The 17,192-nt window shown below is 53.0% G+C and carries 13 protein-coding genes and 1 pseudogene; 6 read left to right on the top strand and 8 right to left on the bottom strand.

Features of this window, described 5'->3' with window-relative positions; translation table 11 throughout:
* Positions 1 to 34 precede the first annotated feature (34 nt).
* Positions 35 to 955 (bottom strand): AraC family transcriptional regulator, encoded by a 921-nt coding sequence (locus C1N64_RS10895; RefSeq protein ID WP_054633979.1) that lies wholly within the window; start codon positions 953 to 955, stop codon positions 35 to 37.
* Positions 956 to 1,057: 102 nt separating this feature from the next.
* Here C1N64_RS10895 and C1N64_RS10890 point away from each other — a divergent pair, with 102 nt between their 5' ends.
* Complete coding sequence (locus C1N64_RS10890) at positions 1,058 to 1,891, top strand: oxidoreductase (protein WP_058702770.1); 834 nt, start codon at positions 1,058 to 1,060, stop codon at positions 1,889 to 1,891.
* A gap of 193 nt (positions 1,892 to 2,084) precedes the next feature.
* On the opposite strand, the gene C1N64_RS10885 is transcribed toward C1N64_RS10890, so the two are convergent.
* The gene (locus C1N64_RS10885) at positions 2,085 to 2,936 is read right to left on the bottom strand and encodes a DMT family transporter (RefSeq protein ID WP_394515507.1); all 852 of its coding nucleotides are present in this window, start codon (positions 2,934 to 2,936) and stop codon (positions 2,085 to 2,087) included.
* A 97-nt stretch (positions 2,937 to 3,033) separates the two neighbouring features.
* Between C1N64_RS10885 and C1N64_RS10880 the strand changes: the two genes are divergently transcribed.
* The gene (locus C1N64_RS10880) at positions 3,034 to 3,630 is read left to right on the top strand and encodes a TetR/AcrR family transcriptional regulator (protein WP_375096216.1); all 597 of its coding nucleotides are present in this window, start codon (positions 3,034 to 3,036) and stop codon (positions 3,628 to 3,630) included.
* Positions 3,631 to 3,781: 151 nt separating this feature from the next.
* On the opposite strand, the gene C1N64_RS10875 is transcribed toward C1N64_RS10880, so the two are convergent.
* The 3 genes from C1N64_RS10875 to C1N64_RS10865 form a co-directional block, all read right to left on the bottom strand.
* Positions 3,782 to 4,678, bottom strand: a complete 897-nt coding sequence (locus C1N64_RS10875; protein WP_394514789.1) for a DMT family transporter — start codon at positions 4,676 to 4,678, stop codon at positions 3,782 to 3,784.
* Positions 4,679 to 4,715: 37 nt separating this feature from the next.
* The gene (locus C1N64_RS10870; protein WP_394514788.1) at positions 4,716 to 5,186 is read right to left on the bottom strand and encodes a DUF1203 domain-containing protein; all 471 of its coding nucleotides are present in this window, start codon (positions 5,184 to 5,186) and stop codon (positions 4,716 to 4,718) included.
* 831 nt (positions 5,187 to 6,017) lie between these two features.
* Entirely contained in the window at positions 6,018 to 6,821 is an 804-nt protein-coding gene (locus C1N64_RS10865; protein WP_028722796.1) for an IclR family transcriptional regulator, read from the bottom strand.
* A gap of 69 nt (positions 6,822 to 6,890) precedes the next feature.
* Here C1N64_RS10865 and C1N64_RS10860 point away from each other — a divergent pair, with 69 nt between their 5' ends.
* From C1N64_RS10860 to attM, 3 genes are all read left to right on the top strand, one after another.
* Positions 6,891 to 8,345, top strand: a complete 1,455-nt coding sequence (locus tag C1N64_RS10860; protein ID WP_064366685.1) for an NAD-dependent succinate-semialdehyde dehydrogenase — start codon at positions 6,891 to 6,893, stop codon at positions 8,343 to 8,345.
* Between the two features lie 28 nt (positions 8,346 to 8,373).
* Positions 8,374 to 9,534, top strand: a complete 1,161-nt coding sequence (locus tag C1N64_RS10855; protein WP_394514787.1) for an iron-containing alcohol dehydrogenase — start codon at positions 8,374 to 8,376, stop codon at positions 9,532 to 9,534.
* A gap of 61 nt (positions 9,535 to 9,595) precedes the next feature.
* Positions 9,596 to 10,387 carry an AttM family quorum-quenching N-acyl homoserine lactonase gene (gene attM, locus C1N64_RS10850; protein ID WP_394514786.1) on the top strand — a complete coding sequence of 264 codons (792 nt, stop codon included), beginning with the start codon at positions 9,596 to 9,598 and terminating at the stop codon, positions 10,385 to 10,387.
* A gap of 515 nt (positions 10,388 to 10,902) precedes the next feature.
* Here attM and C1N64_RS10845 read toward each other — a convergent pair.
* A pseudogene (locus tag C1N64_RS10845) lies at positions 10,903 to 11,261 on the bottom strand (Rhs-family protein); the annotation flags it as partial.
* Positions 11,262 to 11,452: 191 nt separating this feature from the next.
* On the opposite strand from C1N64_RS10845, the gene C1N64_RS10840 reads away from it, so the two are divergent.
* Positions 11,453 to 12,040, top strand: coding sequence for a DUF4291 domain-containing protein (locus C1N64_RS10840; protein ID WP_325991004.1), 588 nt, complete (start codon positions 11,453 to 11,455; stop codon positions 12,038 to 12,040).
* A 32-nt stretch (positions 12,041 to 12,072) separates the two neighbouring features.
* Here the strand turns inward: C1N64_RS10840 and C1N64_RS10835 are convergent, their stop codons facing one another.
* Entirely contained in the window at positions 12,073 to 12,615 is a 543-nt protein-coding gene (locus C1N64_RS10835; RefSeq protein ID WP_164481812.1) for a HEAT repeat domain-containing protein, read from the bottom strand.
* Positions 12,615 to 17,192 (bottom strand): RHS repeat-associated core domain-containing protein, encoded by a 4,578-nt coding sequence (locus C1N64_RS10830; protein ID WP_394514785.1) that lies wholly within the window; start codon positions 17,190 to 17,192, stop codon positions 12,615 to 12,617. Before C1N64_RS10830 ends, C1N64_RS10835 begins: the two co-directional genes overlap by 1 nt.

Genomic DNA, 17,192 nt, shown 5'->3' with positions numbered 1-17,192 from the left:
CATTTTGCATCTCGTCAGCGATGCCATCACAGCTTCAGTGCGATGACACAAATGCAGAGTTTTGCTGCAAAGGCGGAAAGGCGAAATTACGTTGCATACGCTTTATCTCTTCTGCCGGTGGCAGGCCAAACAGCCGTTTGAACTCGCGATTAAACTGCGACGGGCTCTCGTAGCCAACGGCGTAGCTCGCGGCGGCGGCAGTGAGCTGCTGACGGACCATCAGCATTCGCGCCTGATGCAGGCGAACTGATTTTACATACTGCATCGGCGGCAGCTGGGTTATGGCTTTAAAGTGGTGATGAAAGGTCGGCACGCTCATACCGCTTTCCGCCGCCAGTTGCGTGAGCGTTAAAGGATCAGCATAAGTAGCATGGATACGCCGTAAGGCTTTGCCGATTTTGCCGAACTGACCTTGTAAAGCCAGCGCCGCGCGCATTGCGTTGCCCTGCGCGCCGGTTAATACACGAAAATAGAGTTCGCGCATCCTCCCGTGCCCCAGAATGGCGGCTTCTGCGGGATTCTCCAGCACGTCAAGCACACGTAACACAGCCGTTTTTATCGTGTCATCCATCGGGCTCGATATCATGCTCTCAGGCGCGGCGGAAAGTTGCGGTGCACCATGCTGCTCAATCTGCAGCATCAGTTCCGCAGCAAGCTGAAAATCCAGATGAATATATATAGCCAGTAGCGGATGGTCTGCCGATGCGTCAGTTTCCATGGTAAAGGGCACGGGGACTGAGACGGCAAGATAGTGCTGTTCATCGTACAGATAGGTCTTTTGACCGAAATAACCGCGTTTACGGCCCTGGCAGACAATGACAAGGCCGGGATCATAGAGCACAGGGGTTCTGGCAAGCGGGCGGTTGGCGCGCAAAATTCTCACATCGGGCAGCGCAGTAAGGTTGTACCCTTCCTGAACGGCCAGTGTTTTTACCCGTGTAATCATGTCGGACATTATCGCACCCTCATAAAATCAGGCAATAAAACCAGAAGATATGGCCTGAAAATCTATCGGTGCAGAGAATATCATGCAGCTTTTACTGCATGGGAATAAATTATGACATCTGCAAAAACGATTTTTATCACCGGTGTAAGTAGTGGCTTTGGTCTTGCCCTGGCGAAGGAAGCCCTGCTCGCGGGCCATCGGGTCATAGGAACCGTGCGCAACCCTGACGCATTACAGGCATTTGAAGCGCTTGATGCGCAGCGGGCATTTGGTCGCCTGCTTGACGTGACAGACGTTGAGCGAATTGCTGAGACCGTTAAGGAGATAGTCGCTACCGTTGGTCCTGTTGATGTTCTGGTGAACAATGCTGGTTATGGTCATGAAGGCATTCTGGAAGAATCCTCGCTGGAAGAAATGCGCCGCCAGTTTGACGTAAATGTGTTTGGCGCAGTGGCGATGATAAAAGCCGTCCTGCCAGAGATGCGTCAGCGACGCTGCGGTCACATCATCAATATCACGTCAATGGGTGGTTTTATCACCCTGCCCGGTATCAGCTATTACTGCGGCAGCAAATTTGCGCTGGAAGGCATATCAGAAACCTTAGGTAAGGAACTGGCCCCGCTTAATGTAAAAGTCACCGCGGTCGCACCCGGCTCGTTTCGCACCGACTGGGCCGGTCGCTCAATGTCACGCAGTGCCCGCACCCTCCCGGACTATGACGCGTTATTTGACCCCATTCGCCAGGCGCGCCAGGAAAAAAGCGGAAATCAGCCCGGCGATCCCGTAAAAGCAGCGCAGGCGATTCTGACGTTGATTGAAAGCCAGAGCCCACCCGCGCACTTGTTGTTAGGCAGTGATGCATTAACGTTGGTGCGGCAAAAGCTCGCCGCTTTACATCATGAAATCGAACAGTGGGAATCTCTGACACTTTCAACAGATGGCTAATTCGTTGCTGAAACACATCCCTGTGGTGGCTGTTGAGACGGTCAGCCATCACAGATGGATGGTGCGTATGATAAAGGGGTTACCCGGGAGTGAAGATAATTTCCATTATTCCCGGGCGTTGAAATTGTTCTATAGCTTTGTGCCAGAATCAGACCTGGAATCCAAAATGAGGCGCTGTTAAATACGAAAACGATTAGTTTTTCGAAGCTGCTCTTGTCTTCAGGTAATACTCACCTGCAAGGTAACCCGTTACCGCAATGAAGGTTATTGCCCCGCCCAGTAATGTATTGCTGGGCGGTAATTCACTGAAGAAGAGCCAGACCCATAAAGGCCCCAGCACAATATCAGTTTGCGCAATAAGGCTGGCTTCAGCGGGGTTAATATACCGACTACCTGCCATGAAAAGGAGATAACTCAGACTCTGCGTGGCCAGCGCAAAAGCACATAACCATACCATGTCATGTAAACCGGGAAGTGGAAGGCCCTGCGGCATCATTATAAAACAGAATGCACCGCAGAGTGCGCACGCCAGTGCCGTAACTGCCGGCAGATTCATATCCGGCCATGTCCCGGACATCACGATGCTGGCGGCAAAACCGGCCGTCATCATGAGTGCCAGTGCGTTACCCGCCATATCGCCCGTACCTGAGGCAGAGGTCGCCATAACAATAACCCCCACGAGACTCAGTGCCGCCGAGATAAGCGCGCGCTTTGTTATTTTTTTCTTCTGTATCAGCCAGCCCAGCCCCATGGCAAAAAAGGGAATGGTGGCATAAACCGTCATCACACCAGCAACACTGGTGAGTTTCAATGCCGCTACGTAACAAAACATAGAAACCGCCATGACGGCAGCCGTGATCAGACCTTTTATACCCATATCATGACGAAATGCAAAACGGCGCAAATACCCACCCAGCGCCAGCAGAAGAACCAGTGACAGAAAAGCAAACAGTGACCGCCATGCGACCATTGCCCACGTGTTCATATCGAGCATTCTCACGAAGAAACCTGCTGAACTCCACATGACGGCTGAAAGGCACACCATGCTTATCCCCAGACTGTGCCTGCTGGCGGTTTTAAACAGTGGCATCTCTTATCCTTGTTCGCTATAGTTTTAAAAAAAGTAGAACGGTCTAATTATTATGGCAAAGAGTGATACGCGCAAACGTCTTTTAAATGCCGGTGTAAGGGTTTTCATGAGGGAAGGATATGAAGGTAGTGGTATTACCACTATTCTTGGTGAAGCAGGAATGCCTAAAGGATCATTTTATAATCTCTTCTCCAGCAAAGAAGAATTTGCCTGTGCCGCCCTTGACGTCTATATCAAGACGTTTGACGCACTCCGGGAAAATACACTGCTGAATACAGCGCTTGTTCCCCGCCAGCGTCTGATAAACTGGCTGAGCGGACACAGGGAATATATTGAGCGTGAACCCGAAGCAGGCGGCTGTCTGGCAGGAATTATAGGGCAGACGGGCGCTGTACACAGTGAAAAAATGCGTCAGAAGCTGCTGGCAATTTTTAGCGCCTGGGAGCGCGATCTGATTAACATCTTTACTGACGCTCAGCAGTCTCAGACATTATCGCCACGCATGTCTCCGGAAAGCGCGGCAAGGCTGGTTATTCACAGTTATGAAGGCGTAATGATCCGTATTCGCATAGAACGTAGCCTTTCTCCTTATGCTTTCTTGATGCAAACGCTACCAGACCTTCTTTTTGCTGAACCTGACGCTGTTTAAAGCATTACAGTCCGTCAAAACGGCTGACGGGATAGTATGGCTAACCGCATCGCCGGGCCTGATACAGGGCGGACTCTCACAAAAGGCACCTTGCGGTAAAAGCCAGTTTACGCCGCCAGGCACTTTGTACGGCATTGCAGAAATATTCCCGTTATGAGGTCTGCCTCTTTCTGCCCGAATACGCCACCATCCAGACCGCAATGCCGATGAGGCAGGCGCCTGCAATAAATTTCTCTCCAATTTTCTCGTCAAGCGCAAGATAGCCCCACAAGCAGGCAAAGGGAGGGATAATAAATGTGACCGTAAGAGATTTCAGAGGCCCCGTATCTGCAATAAGCCTGAAATACAAAATGTACGCCAGCGCAGTACAGATTAAGCCCAGCGCGACTACGCTGCTCCATACCCAGGGCTGAAACCCGTTAACGGTACCTGCTGAAAACAGGTTCCAGCCAAAAAAGGGGAACAGAAAAACGGATGCCCCAGCCTGACTTCCAGGTGCGACCAGAAGCGGATCGAGCCCTCCCCGCTCGATAATCCATCGTCTGGTAAGATAACCCGCAAGTCCGTAACAGGTTGTCGCCACCAGACAGGCCAGCGCGCCTGCTATAAACATTCCGCCTAAACCAGAGAAAGCAGGACTGCTTATAAGCATTATTCCCGCCAGACCCGTTAATATTCCCATCAATTTTCTTACGGTGATGACTTCCCCAAAAAAGCAGTACCCGATAAGTGCTCCCATCATCGGCGCTGTCGCGTTAAACAGTGCGGAGTAGCCCGTCGGGAGCCATCTCGCCGCAATACAGTACATCAGAAAAGGAAGACCGGAATTGATGATGCCGAGCACCAGCGTTGCCCTCAGTTTCCCATTGAACGTCTGTAATTGCATGTTGAACAGGACGACGGCGGCAAGCCCCGTAAATCCTAATAGTACGCGTAAAAAAGCCACGTTAATGGACCCAAAGGCGGGCACAGCTATTCTCATAAACAGAAAACTTGAACCCCACACCGCGGCCAGTAAAACAAGCCTGACAACATCAGAAATCTTCATCTGGTTTTTCCTGACCGATCCCAAACGGCATGCTCATTTACAGAACACGTTCGGCAAGACAGGCGAAACATCCCCGTTTTGCGTAGTGGAAATGAATATAACTTACGGCAGGATCGTCGAAAAAATGATTCAGCCATTGTTCCGCTGCATCGCCCTGACAGATTTCAGCTTTTACCATGAGATGGTTTTCACTATAGGCTCTGAGGGAAAGAAGTCTGTGGCTCATCACTTCCGGTATGTTATTGAGATATATGCCCTGCTCCGTACATCCCTCCCACAAATAGATGGCATGAGAGCCATGGTAAGGTGTATTTGCGAGCTGATAGGTATGGTTGATCAGAATCGCTGTTTCACCGGCAGGAATATCGCGCAGCGAGATTCTGTCGGGATACCCCGGGCAACTCTCGACCTTGACTCTTACAGCACCGTGGAAAGTTAAATAGTGTTCGTCCTGGCCAAAAAGATGGACGAACTGTCCCGCATCAAGCCCCGAAATTTTGTAGTTCATTTTCGCCTCCCGTGTTGGTCAGAATGACAGTACCTTTTTATTGACGGGAACTGCTCGCTGTTTTCGGACAGGGAAATACTGCATACAGGATTGAGAAAGGGTTACGTTAAAGCCGTGGTAAAAGGCGAAGGAATCAGAGGGAATGCTGGCATTCAAACGCATGTGTCTGCTACAAACCACTCACAGGTCGGCCCGGTCAGCCGGTAGGTAACCTGACGCATCACAAGCGACATCATCAAGTGCAGGCAGCCGCCTTGCAGGCTCACAGTGATTGCTACTGTCCGCCAGGTCGAAAGCGTGGTAATGCCCCCCGGAGTATGAAAACGCATTGTCGGTACGGTCAGCTGACATCCTGAATTTGTTTGAACACGCAAAAATCCTCCATGAACTGACAAAGGCGCAGTTGATGCGATGAGGCTTTGTGCTTTCGATAAGGTGAGTTCTTCTCTGTAAGGTGACTCACTATCCCCTTTGAATCGGGTAAAATTCAGATAAGTCCTGCCCTTTGTGCATTCACCTGTGTGGTCCGCACGGCGTCAGAAGCGAACGTTTAAAATGTATTTTGCTTCGTCGGGCAACAACCCCGTATCAGATCTGAAGCCTGTTCCCTCAGTTACTCCTTAAAAAAGAAAGGATTATGTCTCTATTGCAGAATCACCGTGACCTGCTTCCTGTAAATGAATACGCGGCTTCATTCACAAATTCTTCAGCTACTCTCGGCTAACTGCGCGTGTCCGCTATTCGCTCACAGCGGACCTTAGTCTGTCATAAGTCAGATTTGTGCCAGGAACGGACATTGCTGACATTCGGGTTAAGTGTGCGCCCTGATAATCAGACTGACGCGTAACCGCAACGTGCAGAGAGCACTGTAGCAGCATGGCAAATCTTCTGGCCCAGACTTTCCAGCAAGCCATCTTCCGCCTCGTTGCTCAGGAAGCTTGTGGCGATACCCGCAATAGCACGTCCTGAATGATCGTATATGGCTGCGCCAACGCAGGTCATGGCGGCATGAACCTGGCCGTTATCGATTGAAAAACCACGTTTGCGGATAACAGCCAGTTCCTCCTTCAGCGCTTCGAGGCTGTCCACGCTGTTCACTGTCATGGGTACAGGGAAGTGCGCGGTAAAAAGTGCATCGAGCTCATCATCAGAAAGCCGTGAAAGCATCATTTTACCTGTCGCGGTGAAAGGCGCGGGCAGACGCATGCCGATGCGAAAGGTATGACCGAGTGCTTTCTCTGCATCGCGGCAGCCGACATAAACCACTTCGTAGAGGTCCAGCACCGTAAGGGTGATGGTGTAACCCGCCAGCAGAGTGTCCGCAGCAAAATAATCGCGAAACAACGAAATGATATCCATCTGTGAAAGAAACCCTTCCGCCCAGCGCATCAGATGAGGGCCGAGGCGGTAAGTGCCTTCTGCTGTCTTTACCAGCAAACCCAAACCTGTCAGGGCATGCAGTTGCCCGTGGACGGTGCTTTTGGGCAGAGACAATGTGCGCGTGATGTCGGTGGCCGACATCACGCCACCTGACGCAGCGACCAAATCAAGGATATTAACCGCACGACGCAAAGCAGGAACTGTGTCAATTTTTTTGTGTGGTTGATCGCTTTTTGTTAAAGAATCCCCTGACATAATTCCTCGTAGAAAGTTCAGTATCAAGATATCAGTTCAATATATTGAACCAGATAAAGGGGAGTGTAAATGATTCAACTGAAAAATCCAGACCTGCTTCAGACACGTTGTCTGATCAATGGCGAATGGGTTCAGGCTCAGGATCGTGGCGTAATTGAAGTCAATAATCCGGCTACGGGTGACATTATTGCTTCCGTGCCCGCGATGTCGGCGCTGGATACCACCAACGCTATTAAGTCTGCACAGACGGCATTCATCGGCTGGCGTCAACTTGCGGCCAAAGAACGCACTGCACTTTTGCGCCGCTGGTTTGATCTCATCGTTTCCCATGTAGACGATCTTGCGTTGCTGATGACGGCTGAACAGGGCAAACCGCTGGCGGAAGCCCGTGGCGAAGCGCTGTATGCCGCCTCCTTTGTTGAGTGGTTTGCCGAAGAAGCCAAACGTGTTTACGGCGAAACCATTCCTGCTCCAGCAACCAACAAACGCATTGTGGTGATCAAGCAGCCTGTCGGCGTATGTGCAGCGATTACACCCTGGAATTTCCCTGCCGCGATGATCACCCGTAAAGCCGCACCGGCGCTGGCTGCTGGCTGCACCATGATTGTCAAACCGGCAGAACAGACGCCGCTCACTGCGCTGGCACTTGGCTGGCTGGCGATGCAGGCGGGCATTCCGCCAGGGGTCTTTCAGGTGATTACCGGCGATGCGCACGAGATTGGCGGTGTACTTACCGGCAGTCATGTTGTTAGTAAGCTCTCCTTTACCGGTTCAACAGAAGTCGGACGTATTTTGATGGCGCAGTCGGCTCCGACCATTAAAAAACTTTCGCTCGAACTGGGCGGTAATGCCCCGTTTATCGTTTTTGATGACGCCGATATCAATGCCGCCGTTGAGGGGGCTCTGGCCTCAAAATACCGCAACGCCGGACAGACCTGTGTCTGTTCCAATCGTATCTACGTTCAGTCTGGAATCTATGAGGCGTTTACCAGCCGATTTGCAGAACGGGTGGCGGCCCTGAAAGTGGGCGACGGACAACAGCCTGATGTGACGATCGGCCCGCTTATCGATGACACTGCGGTGAGTAAGGTGGAGGAGCATATCGCCGATGCGCTGAAAAAAGGGGCAACGCTGCTTACGGGCGGAAAACGACACGCGCTGGGCGGTACGTTTTTTGAACCCACGATACTGACTGGTGCCACTCAGCAGATGAAAGTCGCCCGTGAAGAGACTTTTGGCCCGGTGGCACCGCTTTTTCGCTTCACCACGGAAGATGAGGTGATTGCGATGGCGAACGATACAGAATTTGGCCTGGCAGCCTATTTTTACACCGAAAATGTGCGCCGTACCTGGCGAGTTACTGAAGCGCTGGAATACGGCATGGTAGGTCATAACACGGGACTGATTTCTAACGAAGTCGCGCCTTTTGGCGGCGTTAAACAATCCGGTCTTGGCCGGGAAGGATCGCATCACGGCATTGATGAGTATCTGGAAATTAAATATCTGTGCTCAGAGATTGCCTGATAACCACACGTGACTGACAGGAGGCGATATGACGATCAATACATTTGAGTTTCGTACGGTGTCTTCCATTGAAATGAAATGGGGAGGAGCACAGCAACTGGGCACCAATCTGACGGCACGGTTCACTCAGCGTAACGCATTGCTGATTACCGATGCCGGATTAATCAAAGCGGGACTGATTGCACCCATCACAAAAAATCTTGAAGAGGCGGGCTTTAGCGTCACCGTTTTTGATGAGGTTGTGGCCGATCCGCCTGAAGCCGTCGTGTACCGTTGTGTCGAGGTCGTTAAACAGGTCGGGGCCGATATTATTATCGGGCTGGGAGGGGGATCTTCGCTTGATATTGCTAAAGTCACCGCGGTGCTGGCGCACAGCGATCAGCCGCTGGCGGAGATGTACGGCATCGGCAAGGTCACCGGGTCGCGTCTGCCAATGGTGCTGATACCAACCACAGCCGGGACCGGCTCTGAAGTCACCAATATTGCCATTATCACTACTGGCGAAACCACCAAGATGGGCGTTGTTTCACCTCAGCTTTACGCAGATTTTGTGCTGCTTGATGCGGGACTGACGCTAGGACTGCCGCAAATTCACACCGCCGCAACCGGTATTGATGCAATGGTTCACGCCATTGAAGCCTACACCAGTAAGCACAAGAAAAACCCGCTTTCTGATGCGCTGGCCCGTGAGGCATTACGCCTGCTGGGCGCGAATCTGCTTCACGCCTGTCAGAATGGGAGCCATCGCGCCGCACGAGAAGGGATGTTACTGGGTGCTACACTGGCCGGGCAGGCGTTTTCCAACTCGCCGGTCGCTGCCGTCCATGCTCTGGCCTATCCGTTGGGTGGGCATTATCACATCGCGCATGGTCTTTCTAACGCGCTGATGCTCGGCCCGGTGCTTCGTTTTAATGCCACTGCGGCCGCGCCGCTGTATGCCGAACTGGCTGACGTGCTCAACGTACCCGGTAGCGGTGATGCAGCAACTCGCTCAACCGCATTTGTCGACTTTATGCTGCATCTGATGGAGCAAAGTGGCGCGCCTCGCCGGTTACGGGATGTCGGGGTAACGGAAGCGAGTCTACCACGTCTGGCTGCGGATGCCATGCTGCAGACGCGTTTACTGACCAACAATCCTGTCGAGGTTCATGAGCACGACGCGCTAAATCTGTATCGCGAAGCATTCTGATTTCAATAATTAAAAATAACGCATCACTTTAACCACGCTAACGACCAGAGGAATATTCAGTATGAAAGATATCCGTCTCTACATGCTCCAGTCCGGTACGCTGAAGTGTAAGGTGCATAACATTAAGATGAATCAGGGCGCGGGAGCAGACTATGAAATCCCGGTTCCCTTTTTCCTGATCACCCATCCTGACGGACATACCATTATTGATGGTGGCAATGCCGTTGAAGTGGCAACCGATCCCAGAGCCTACTGGGGAGGCATCTGTGATGTTTACTGGCCGGTACTCGGTAAAGATCAGGGCTGTGTCGATCAGGTCAAAGCACTGGGCATTGACCCGGCCGATGTTAAATACGTGGTGCAGTCTCACCTGCATCTTGACCACACTGGTGCGATTGGTCGCTTCCCAAATGCACGCCATATTGTCCAGCGCATCGAATATGAATATGCCTTTACCCCGGACTGGTTCGCGGCCGGCGGCTACATCCGCAAAGATTACGATCGCCCCGGATTGGAGTGGCAGTTTTTGAACGGCACCGACGATGACTTTTATGACATCTATGATGACGGCACGCTGACAACGGTATTTTCACCAGGTCACTCGCCCGGCCATCAGTCTTTTCTGGTGCGGTTACCCAACAGCCAGCCGCTGTTACTGACTATCGATGCGGCCTATACCCGCGATCACTGGGAACAAAAAGCGCTGCCGGGTTTTCTGGCCTCAGCGGTGGATTCCGTGCGTTCCGTGCAGAAACTGCGTGCCGTGGCCGAACGTGCCGGTGCGCTGGTGGTGACCGGTCACGATCCTGACGCCTGGTCTGAATTCAAAAAAGCCCCTGAATACTATTCCTGAATAATGCCGTCCGGTTGGGGCAGTAACCACGTGGGTTAAGCCACTCTCAAAAATCGAGGCGGGTTTATACTGCTTCGATTTTTATTCTATGGCCCTGATGACAAGGTTGCCGGGGGGGTGAGTCACCTCACAGCGCTGATAACTGAGAGTAATGCGTCGTTCCTTTGGAAAAAGCCTGCAGATTAAAGATCATATAGAAATTCAGGATGGGTACGGCAAGAGCAACGAGTAGTTGCTGGTGAATTGGTAACAGTTATGGTCCGGAGACTGACGTGCCAATGACTCATTTCATCGTATGACCCGTGAAGTTAAGTCCCCCCTTCTTGAGGTTGCTGCCTTATGCGAAGGGCATGAAATGAGCAACTTCAGCTCAATCAATTTTCAACTACCTCAGCAAAATCGCTATCTGCTGCAGAAATTGTAAAGGTCCGCTCCTCGCTCATAGCGGACGTTCATCATCTGCAAACACTACACCTCGTTGAAACACCCTCTTTGGTTGACATCAAACACAACTGCTCTTCCGTGCGGTTGCCTGCGGCGTCCCAGAAGAAGCGCTCTTCCTTCTGCGGTTCGACGGCCTTTGTGACCTGACCGGCGGCGTCGTAGTCCCACAGATACTGGCTGTATTTTTCACCGGGAGTTGTCGGTGTCGCGTCGGTGTGTATCTGCTGGACTATCTGGTCGGTACGGTCCCAGCGGTAGCGGCGTTCGAACACCAGCTCCCGGCGCGCATCCAGCACCGTACGCTGGGTGATGCGTCCCACGGTATCGTAGTGAGTCTCCTGCGAGAGCACCCCTGGCTGCGGGAGATTTCCCGGTGCAGGCGGTCGCGGCCGTATGCCGCCAGCGTGTGCGTGGCCCCGCCGTGGCGTACAGCCGGAGGCTCCGGTTGCCGTGCTCGTCGTAGCCGTATTACCAGTTGCTGCCGTCAGCAAAATATTTAAGGGTCTGGTTTACTCTTGATTTTTACCAGAATACAGCCCGAAGTATCAATGTGGGACATGGTATTATCACTGGATATTGCTTATAATAAATAATGATATCTACAATCTATAATTGAAAATCATGAATAAAATAACCACTTCTTTAACTCCAACAAATGAAATTAGAGCATATTATACTGATGATTTCATTCGAGTCTATCAGGCGTTTTCTGATGAAATAGCAGAAAGCGCTCTTGAGAACAAAACCTTCGTATCTCCACCGTTCAGTATGAGCAGAATGACATGGATTAAGCCTTCTTTTTTATGGATGATGTACCGTTCAGGATGGGCAAAAAAAGACTCAAGACAAAAAAGAATTCTGGCAATAGATATAAGCCACACAGGATTCCGTGAAATACTAAAAAACGGCGTACTTAGCAGTCATGGCGAGTCTCTTCATAATAGCTTAGACAGTTGGCGCACCGATATAAAAAAATCAGATGTAATAATACAATGGGATCCAGAAAGGGACTTATATCTAAATAAACTAAACTATCGCACCATACAAATAGGATTACGTAATCAAGCCGTTGAAAATTATTGCAAAAAATGGATTGTCAATATTTCAGATGTAACCAGCCTTGTCGAAAAAATAAAAGGGTGTATAGATGCTGGGGACATACATTTAGCAATTTCCCTTCTCCCTCTAGAACGGCCTTATAAAATTTAAGCCGGAAACCGGCTTAAATATAAATTTATTTTTTAATCTAAAATACCGTAAGATTTCCCAACCTGTACTGCTTTGTTTTTTATTTCAGGAATGGAGTTTCTTGATAATGCTTTTAATTTCTCAACAGCGTGTTTTGAACCTATTTTCGCTAAAGCGTATATACAGTTCCATGCCAACATGTAATTATCATCCTCTCTTTCATCAGCCAAATAATCATATTCAGACAAAGCACAGTTATATAGGGCATTTACTGCATCGTCGCTTTTAGCCTTTATTTTAACTAAAGCCCTCACAACATCATCATGTTTATAATGAAAATCATCACCCAAAATATGTATCAAGATATCTTCATGCTTGCTTGTAAATCCAAAATGAAATCCAATATATAAAGCGTATTCAACTTCTTTCAGGTCTTTAGAAGAATGCGCATTTTTTAAAATGTCATCTATAAAATCCTCAACATTTTCCTGAGTACATGGAAAAAGTTTTAGAAATTCTTCATCTGTTATTTTTCCGGCTCGAAGTGGCTGATTATTAACCACAGAAAGCACTAAGTTCTTTTGCTCTGAATTCATTATTGCCTCAACACATTAAAAGAATCGATACCATCGTTAAAGATTTTTAAAGCAGCGCCCCCTTCCCTACCAAGACCAATATTTATCTGGTCATTTTCGCCTTTAAATCGAGCATTTATCAATCCCCAACCTTTTGATTTTATTGGGCTTGGCATATCAGGATGGGTTACAGCAGCCAGATCAGACTTATCTCTAATGCCAATACCTTCTAACTGTGCTCGTGTACCTGGTTTTAGATTGAATTGTACCAATATCCCGTCATAGTCTTCTGAAAACTCACGGGTAGGAGATATTGTTGTTTCGGTTGTACCTGGCATCCGTCCTGTTTTTTGTAAAACAGCAAAATCTTCTTTTGACATGGTCCTGTAAAAAACATTCTCATGCGGTGGCTTATAACATGCAACCAACCCCAACGGATCCACCCACACCAGTGGATCACGCACATAGCTGTAGGTATTCATACCGCCCGTTAAACCAATCGGGTCCATCTGCGTGTAACGCCCGGCGACCGGGTCGTAGTAGCGGAACAGGTTGTAGTGCAGCCCGCTTTCGCGGTCGAGATACTGCCCCTGGAAACGCAGGTTCTGCGGCACCTGCCACTGCGGTACGCTGAGTTCGCGCTCCGTTTTGCCCCAGGTGCTGAACTGTCCGCGCCAGACGGTATGGCCGTCAGCGTCCGTTACCCGCTCCGGCAGGCCGTTAAGTTCGGTGTGGTACCAGTAAATTTCGCAGTCGTCGAAGACGCTGTCGACGCGCGCCAGCGGCTCGTAGCTGCCCTCGGTATAGACGTACTGGACGTAGTGGTCCGGCTCGCGGTCGCTCTGTTCACCGGCGAGCTGTAACCCCTGCCAGTCGAAGCGGATGGTTTCCGGGTCTTTTTCACCGTAGCGCCAGAGAATCTTGTGCGTCCTGCGCCCCAGCGGGTCGTAGCGGTATTCCACCTTTATGAATTCGGCATGACCGGTGAAGGTGATTTCTTTTACACGCTGCTCATCGTCATACGCAAAATGCTGGATAACGCCAGACCTGTCCCGCCGCTTAACAAGCCGCCCGAACCCGTCATAATCGAGCTTCAGCCCGTCGAGGCGCAGCAGCAGGTTGTGCCACACCGGGTTACGGTGTTCTTCGGTGCGGTTGCCCGCCGGGTCCCAGAAGAAGCGCTCTTCCTTCTGCGGTTCGACGGCCTTTGTGACCTGGCCGGCGGCGTCGTAGCCCCACAGATACTGGCTGTATTTTTCACCGGGAGTTGTCGGTGTCGCGTCGGTGTGTATCTGCTGGACTATCTGGTCGGTACGGTCCCAGCGGTAGCGGCGTTCGAACACCAGCTCCCGGCGCGCATCCAGCACCGTACGCTGGGTGATGCGTCCCACGGTATCGTAGTGAGTCTCCTGCGAGAGCACCCCCTGGCTGCGGGAGATTTCCCGGTGCAGGCGGTCGCGGCCGTATGCCGCCAGCGTGTGCGTCGCCCCGCCATGACGCAGCTGCATCTCCAGCAGGTGCCCGGTGCCGTAGCGAAGGCTGGCCAGCTCGCGCCCGTCCGGGTATCGCGTGCTGCTGAGGTTGCCCAGCGCGTCGTACTCATACTCAAACGTCCCGCCGTGGTTTTCCTCGCTCACCAGCTCGCCCGCGGCATTGCGGGTGAAGATGAGCACCGCGTCCCACTCGGGCTCTCGCTCTTCCAGCAGCGCGCGACGCCACTCGGCGCGGGTGGCCCGGCGGATTTCCAGCGACAGCGTGTCGTGGCGGTATTCGGTGCGGTGGTCAGCGGTTTCCCGCGCCGTCAGACGCCCCAGCACGTCATACTCAAACGCGGTGACCAGCGGCGCCTCCTGGCTGCCCGGCAGCGGATGGCGAATCACCTCCGTCACCTGGCCCAGCGCGTCGTGGCGGTACTCCGTCAGACGACCCGCGTAGTCGCGCTGGCCCGTCAGCCGCCCCGTGGCGTCATACTCAAAGCGCCAGCTCTCGCGGTTCGGGTTAATCAGCGTCGTCAGGCGGCCCAGGCGGTCATAATGCAGGCGCGTCAGGTGGCCCGCCGGGTCGGCGGCGCTCACCACCTGCCCGCGCGCGTTGCGCGTGACTTTGCGCTCGCGCAGCCCGTCTTCGTCCTGCCCACACAGCAGCCCGGCGTTGTCATATTCGTAGTGCGTCTCGCGGCCATCGGCCCGTCGCCAGGTCTGCAGACGCCCCGCCGCGCTCAGCGTCCAGCGGTCGGTGTTGCCTTCGGCATCCCCGGCGCTCAGCGGCCGCCCTGCGGCATCGTACAGCCGGTGGCTCTGGTTGCCGGAGCAGTCCTCATCGCGCACCAGCTGTCCGCGCTCGTTCCACCAGAAACGGTGCGTGTTCTCCAGCGCGTCCGTCTGCTTCACCAGATCACCCTGTTCGTTCCACTCAAAGCGCGTCAAGCCGCCTTTCGGGTCAGTGAGCGAAACCACGTCGCCGCGCGCGTTATACTCATACTGCCAGGTGCCGCCGTCCGGCAGCACTTCCTTCAGCGGGAACGCGAAAACCGGGTGCCAGGTGGTGAACGTGCTGTTGCCGAGCGGGTCGCGCACTTCCGTCAGGTTGCCGTGCTCGTCGTAGCCGTATTCCCAGCGGCTGCCGTCCGGCGTGGTGGCCGCCTTCAGCAGTTCGGCGTAGTCCGCCCACTCGTAGCGCCATACGCCGCCGTTGCGGTCGGTGAATTCGGTGATGCGGTAGAGGAAATCCCAGCAGTGGCGCGTCGAGAAGCCCGCGTCGCAGCTCACCGTCGCGGAGCGTTTCGCCTCGTCAGCGTCGATGCGCCAGCGCTCCAGCACGTTATCCTGGTCATCCAGCACCTGATAACTGCACACGCGCCAGTTGGGCGCATCGGCGGCGGGCTGCCACTGATAATGCACGCTGAGGTTGGTGGAGTAGCTGTGCCAGCCCATCATGTCGCTGGCGCGGTCCCAGCCGAAACGGCGCGTGACGATGCCGTCGGCGTCGGTCACGTCGGTTAGCTGGCCGTGTTCGTTATAGCCGTAAGTCACCAGCAGGCGGCGCTCGCCTGCGTAAACCTGATGCACGCTGGCGAGACGGTCATGCTGTTTCTCATAGGTAAGCTCGACATCCAGCGATTCGTTGTCACCGGAAATCCGTACCAGTTTGCCGTGCTCGTCCCAGGCGTAGTGCTGACAGTTCTCGTGACGATCGTAGATGCGGAACAGGCGCCATTCGCCGGGGTTCGTCGGGTCCGGCTCATAGACATGGTATTCACCGTTCGCCATCTGGAGCATCAGCGTACCGGTCACGGTGTAATAGAGCGTGATACCATCTTCGAGATAATCCACCACGTCGCCGGGGTTTAGCTCCCCAAAGCCCAGATCGCGGCCTGACATATCGCGCCAGATAAACGTATTGTCCTCAAGGCGGAAGAAGCGGGTCTCGAACGGCAGCAGCCAGCCAGTGCCAAGCATACCGGTCGCCAGATTGCGGCTGTTGTAGATGCGCTGCCAGATGAGCGGAATACGATCTTCGAGCGTGAAATCGCGGTCTTCCTTGCCCGCGAGAATTTTCGCACCGCTGGCAATATCCACCGGGTGCTGCGTGTGGCGCGCTTCGCTGCCAACCTTCCCGGCCTGGATCAGCCCGAGCGTGGCTAGCCCCATTCCGAGATCGCCGGCGAGCTGACAGCAAAATGCCTTGAGTATCTGGCGGCTGAAAATCGTCTTCAGCAGGCCTTTACTGAGGTTGCGAATAATTCCCGGACCGAGGCTGCCGATGGCGTTACCAATAAGCCGCGCCCAGAAATTTTTACCGCTGCGGATATCGCGCACGACAATGCTCTCACCGCCGATGCGCACGCGCGTGTTCTCTTTAACTTTTATCTTTGCTTCGCAGGTGCTGCGATCGCCGTCACGACAAGCAGGCTGACCATTGATCAGCACCTTTTTTGAGCCTTCCGCCAGGAAGTTACCGCCAGTAACCGTATGGCCTTTGGTACACTCAACGGTATCCAGCGGCGCTTCTTTAGCAAAAGGGCTCGCCCCCGCCACGACCGGCTGGGTTAAGTTATCCCAGACGCTGCCCGCAAAATTTTTCACACCCTGCCAGCCACTGCTGGCAATCGCGTTTGCTCCCGCTGCCAGATTATCAACCGGGTGCAGCGTAAACTGCGCCACTTCGAGAATGGTAACGGCCGTGTTTATCGCGAACGCTTTCGCCTTATCGGAAAAGCTCTCTTCCGGGATAGGCGTATTGAGATAATCATGATCGACCGTGCCCGCCGCACGGGCGGCAGGGAGATCCATGATATGAACGTTGTGCGAACCGCTGGTAATAAGGGCATCCGGCGGTCCACGCCAGCCGAAGAAATCCAGCACGGCATCGGCACCCTGGCCGACCATATCGCCTGCTTCCTCCGCGATGCCGCTGGTGAAGACAACGGCAATCAATGCAACGCCCGCGACCGTGCCAAGCCCCGTCGTCATCATTGCCGTACCCGCGGTAAACGCGGCAAGACAGATGGCTCCTTCGACCACACCGCTGACAACGTCGGCGAGCAGAGAGCTATGGATGAGCGGATCCTGATAACGGGCAGCTAACGGTTCGGACAC

The organism is Pantoea sp. SGAir0215 (genome assembly GCF_043543215.1).
Note: the sequence above shows the minus strand (reverse complement) of the source record. Positions and strands in the feature narration are given on the sequence as shown.

Coding starts and splice junctions, on each gene's coding strand:
- C1N64_RS10880 (WP_375096216.1), top strand. CDS start 3,034: ATGGCAAAGAGTGATACGCGCAAACGTCTTTTAAATGCCGGTGTAAGG.
- C1N64_RS10870 (WP_394514788.1), bottom strand. CDS start 5,186: ATGAACTACAAAATTTCGGGGCTTGATGCGGGACAGTTCGTCCATCTT.
- C1N64_RS10835 (WP_164481812.1), bottom strand. CDS start 12,615: ATGAATTCAGAGCAAAAGAACTTAGTGCTTTCTGTGGTTAATAATCAG.
- C1N64_RS10895 (WP_054633979.1), bottom strand. CDS start 955: ATGTCCGACATGATTACACGGGTAAAAACACTGGCCGTTCAGGAAGGG.
- C1N64_RS10890 (WP_058702770.1), top strand. CDS start 1,058: ATGACATCTGCAAAAACGATTTTTATCACCGGTGTAAGTAGTGGCTTT.
- C1N64_RS10885 (WP_394515507.1), bottom strand. CDS start 2,936: ATGGTGTGCCTTTCAGCCGTCATGTGGAGTTCAGCAGGTTTCTTCGTG.
- C1N64_RS10855 (WP_394514787.1), top strand. CDS start 8,374: ATGACGATCAATACATTTGAGTTTCGTACGGTGTCTTCCATTGAAATG.
- C1N64_RS10865 (WP_028722796.1), bottom strand. CDS start 6,821: ATGTCAGGGGATTCTTTAACAAAAAGCGATCAACCACACAAAAAAATT.
- attM (WP_394514786.1), top strand. CDS start 9,596: ATGAAAGATATCCGTCTCTACATGCTCCAGTCCGGTACGCTGAAGTGT.
- C1N64_RS10860 (WP_064366685.1), top strand. CDS start 6,891: ATGATTCAACTGAAAAATCCAGACCTGCTTCAGACACGTTGTCTGATC.
- C1N64_RS10875 (WP_394514789.1), bottom strand. CDS start 4,678: ATGAAGATTTCTGATGTTGTCAGGCTTGTTTTACTGGCCGCGGTGTGG.
- C1N64_RS10840 (WP_325991004.1), top strand. CDS start 11,453: ATGAATAAAATAACCACTTCTTTAACTCCAACAAATGAAATTAGAGCA.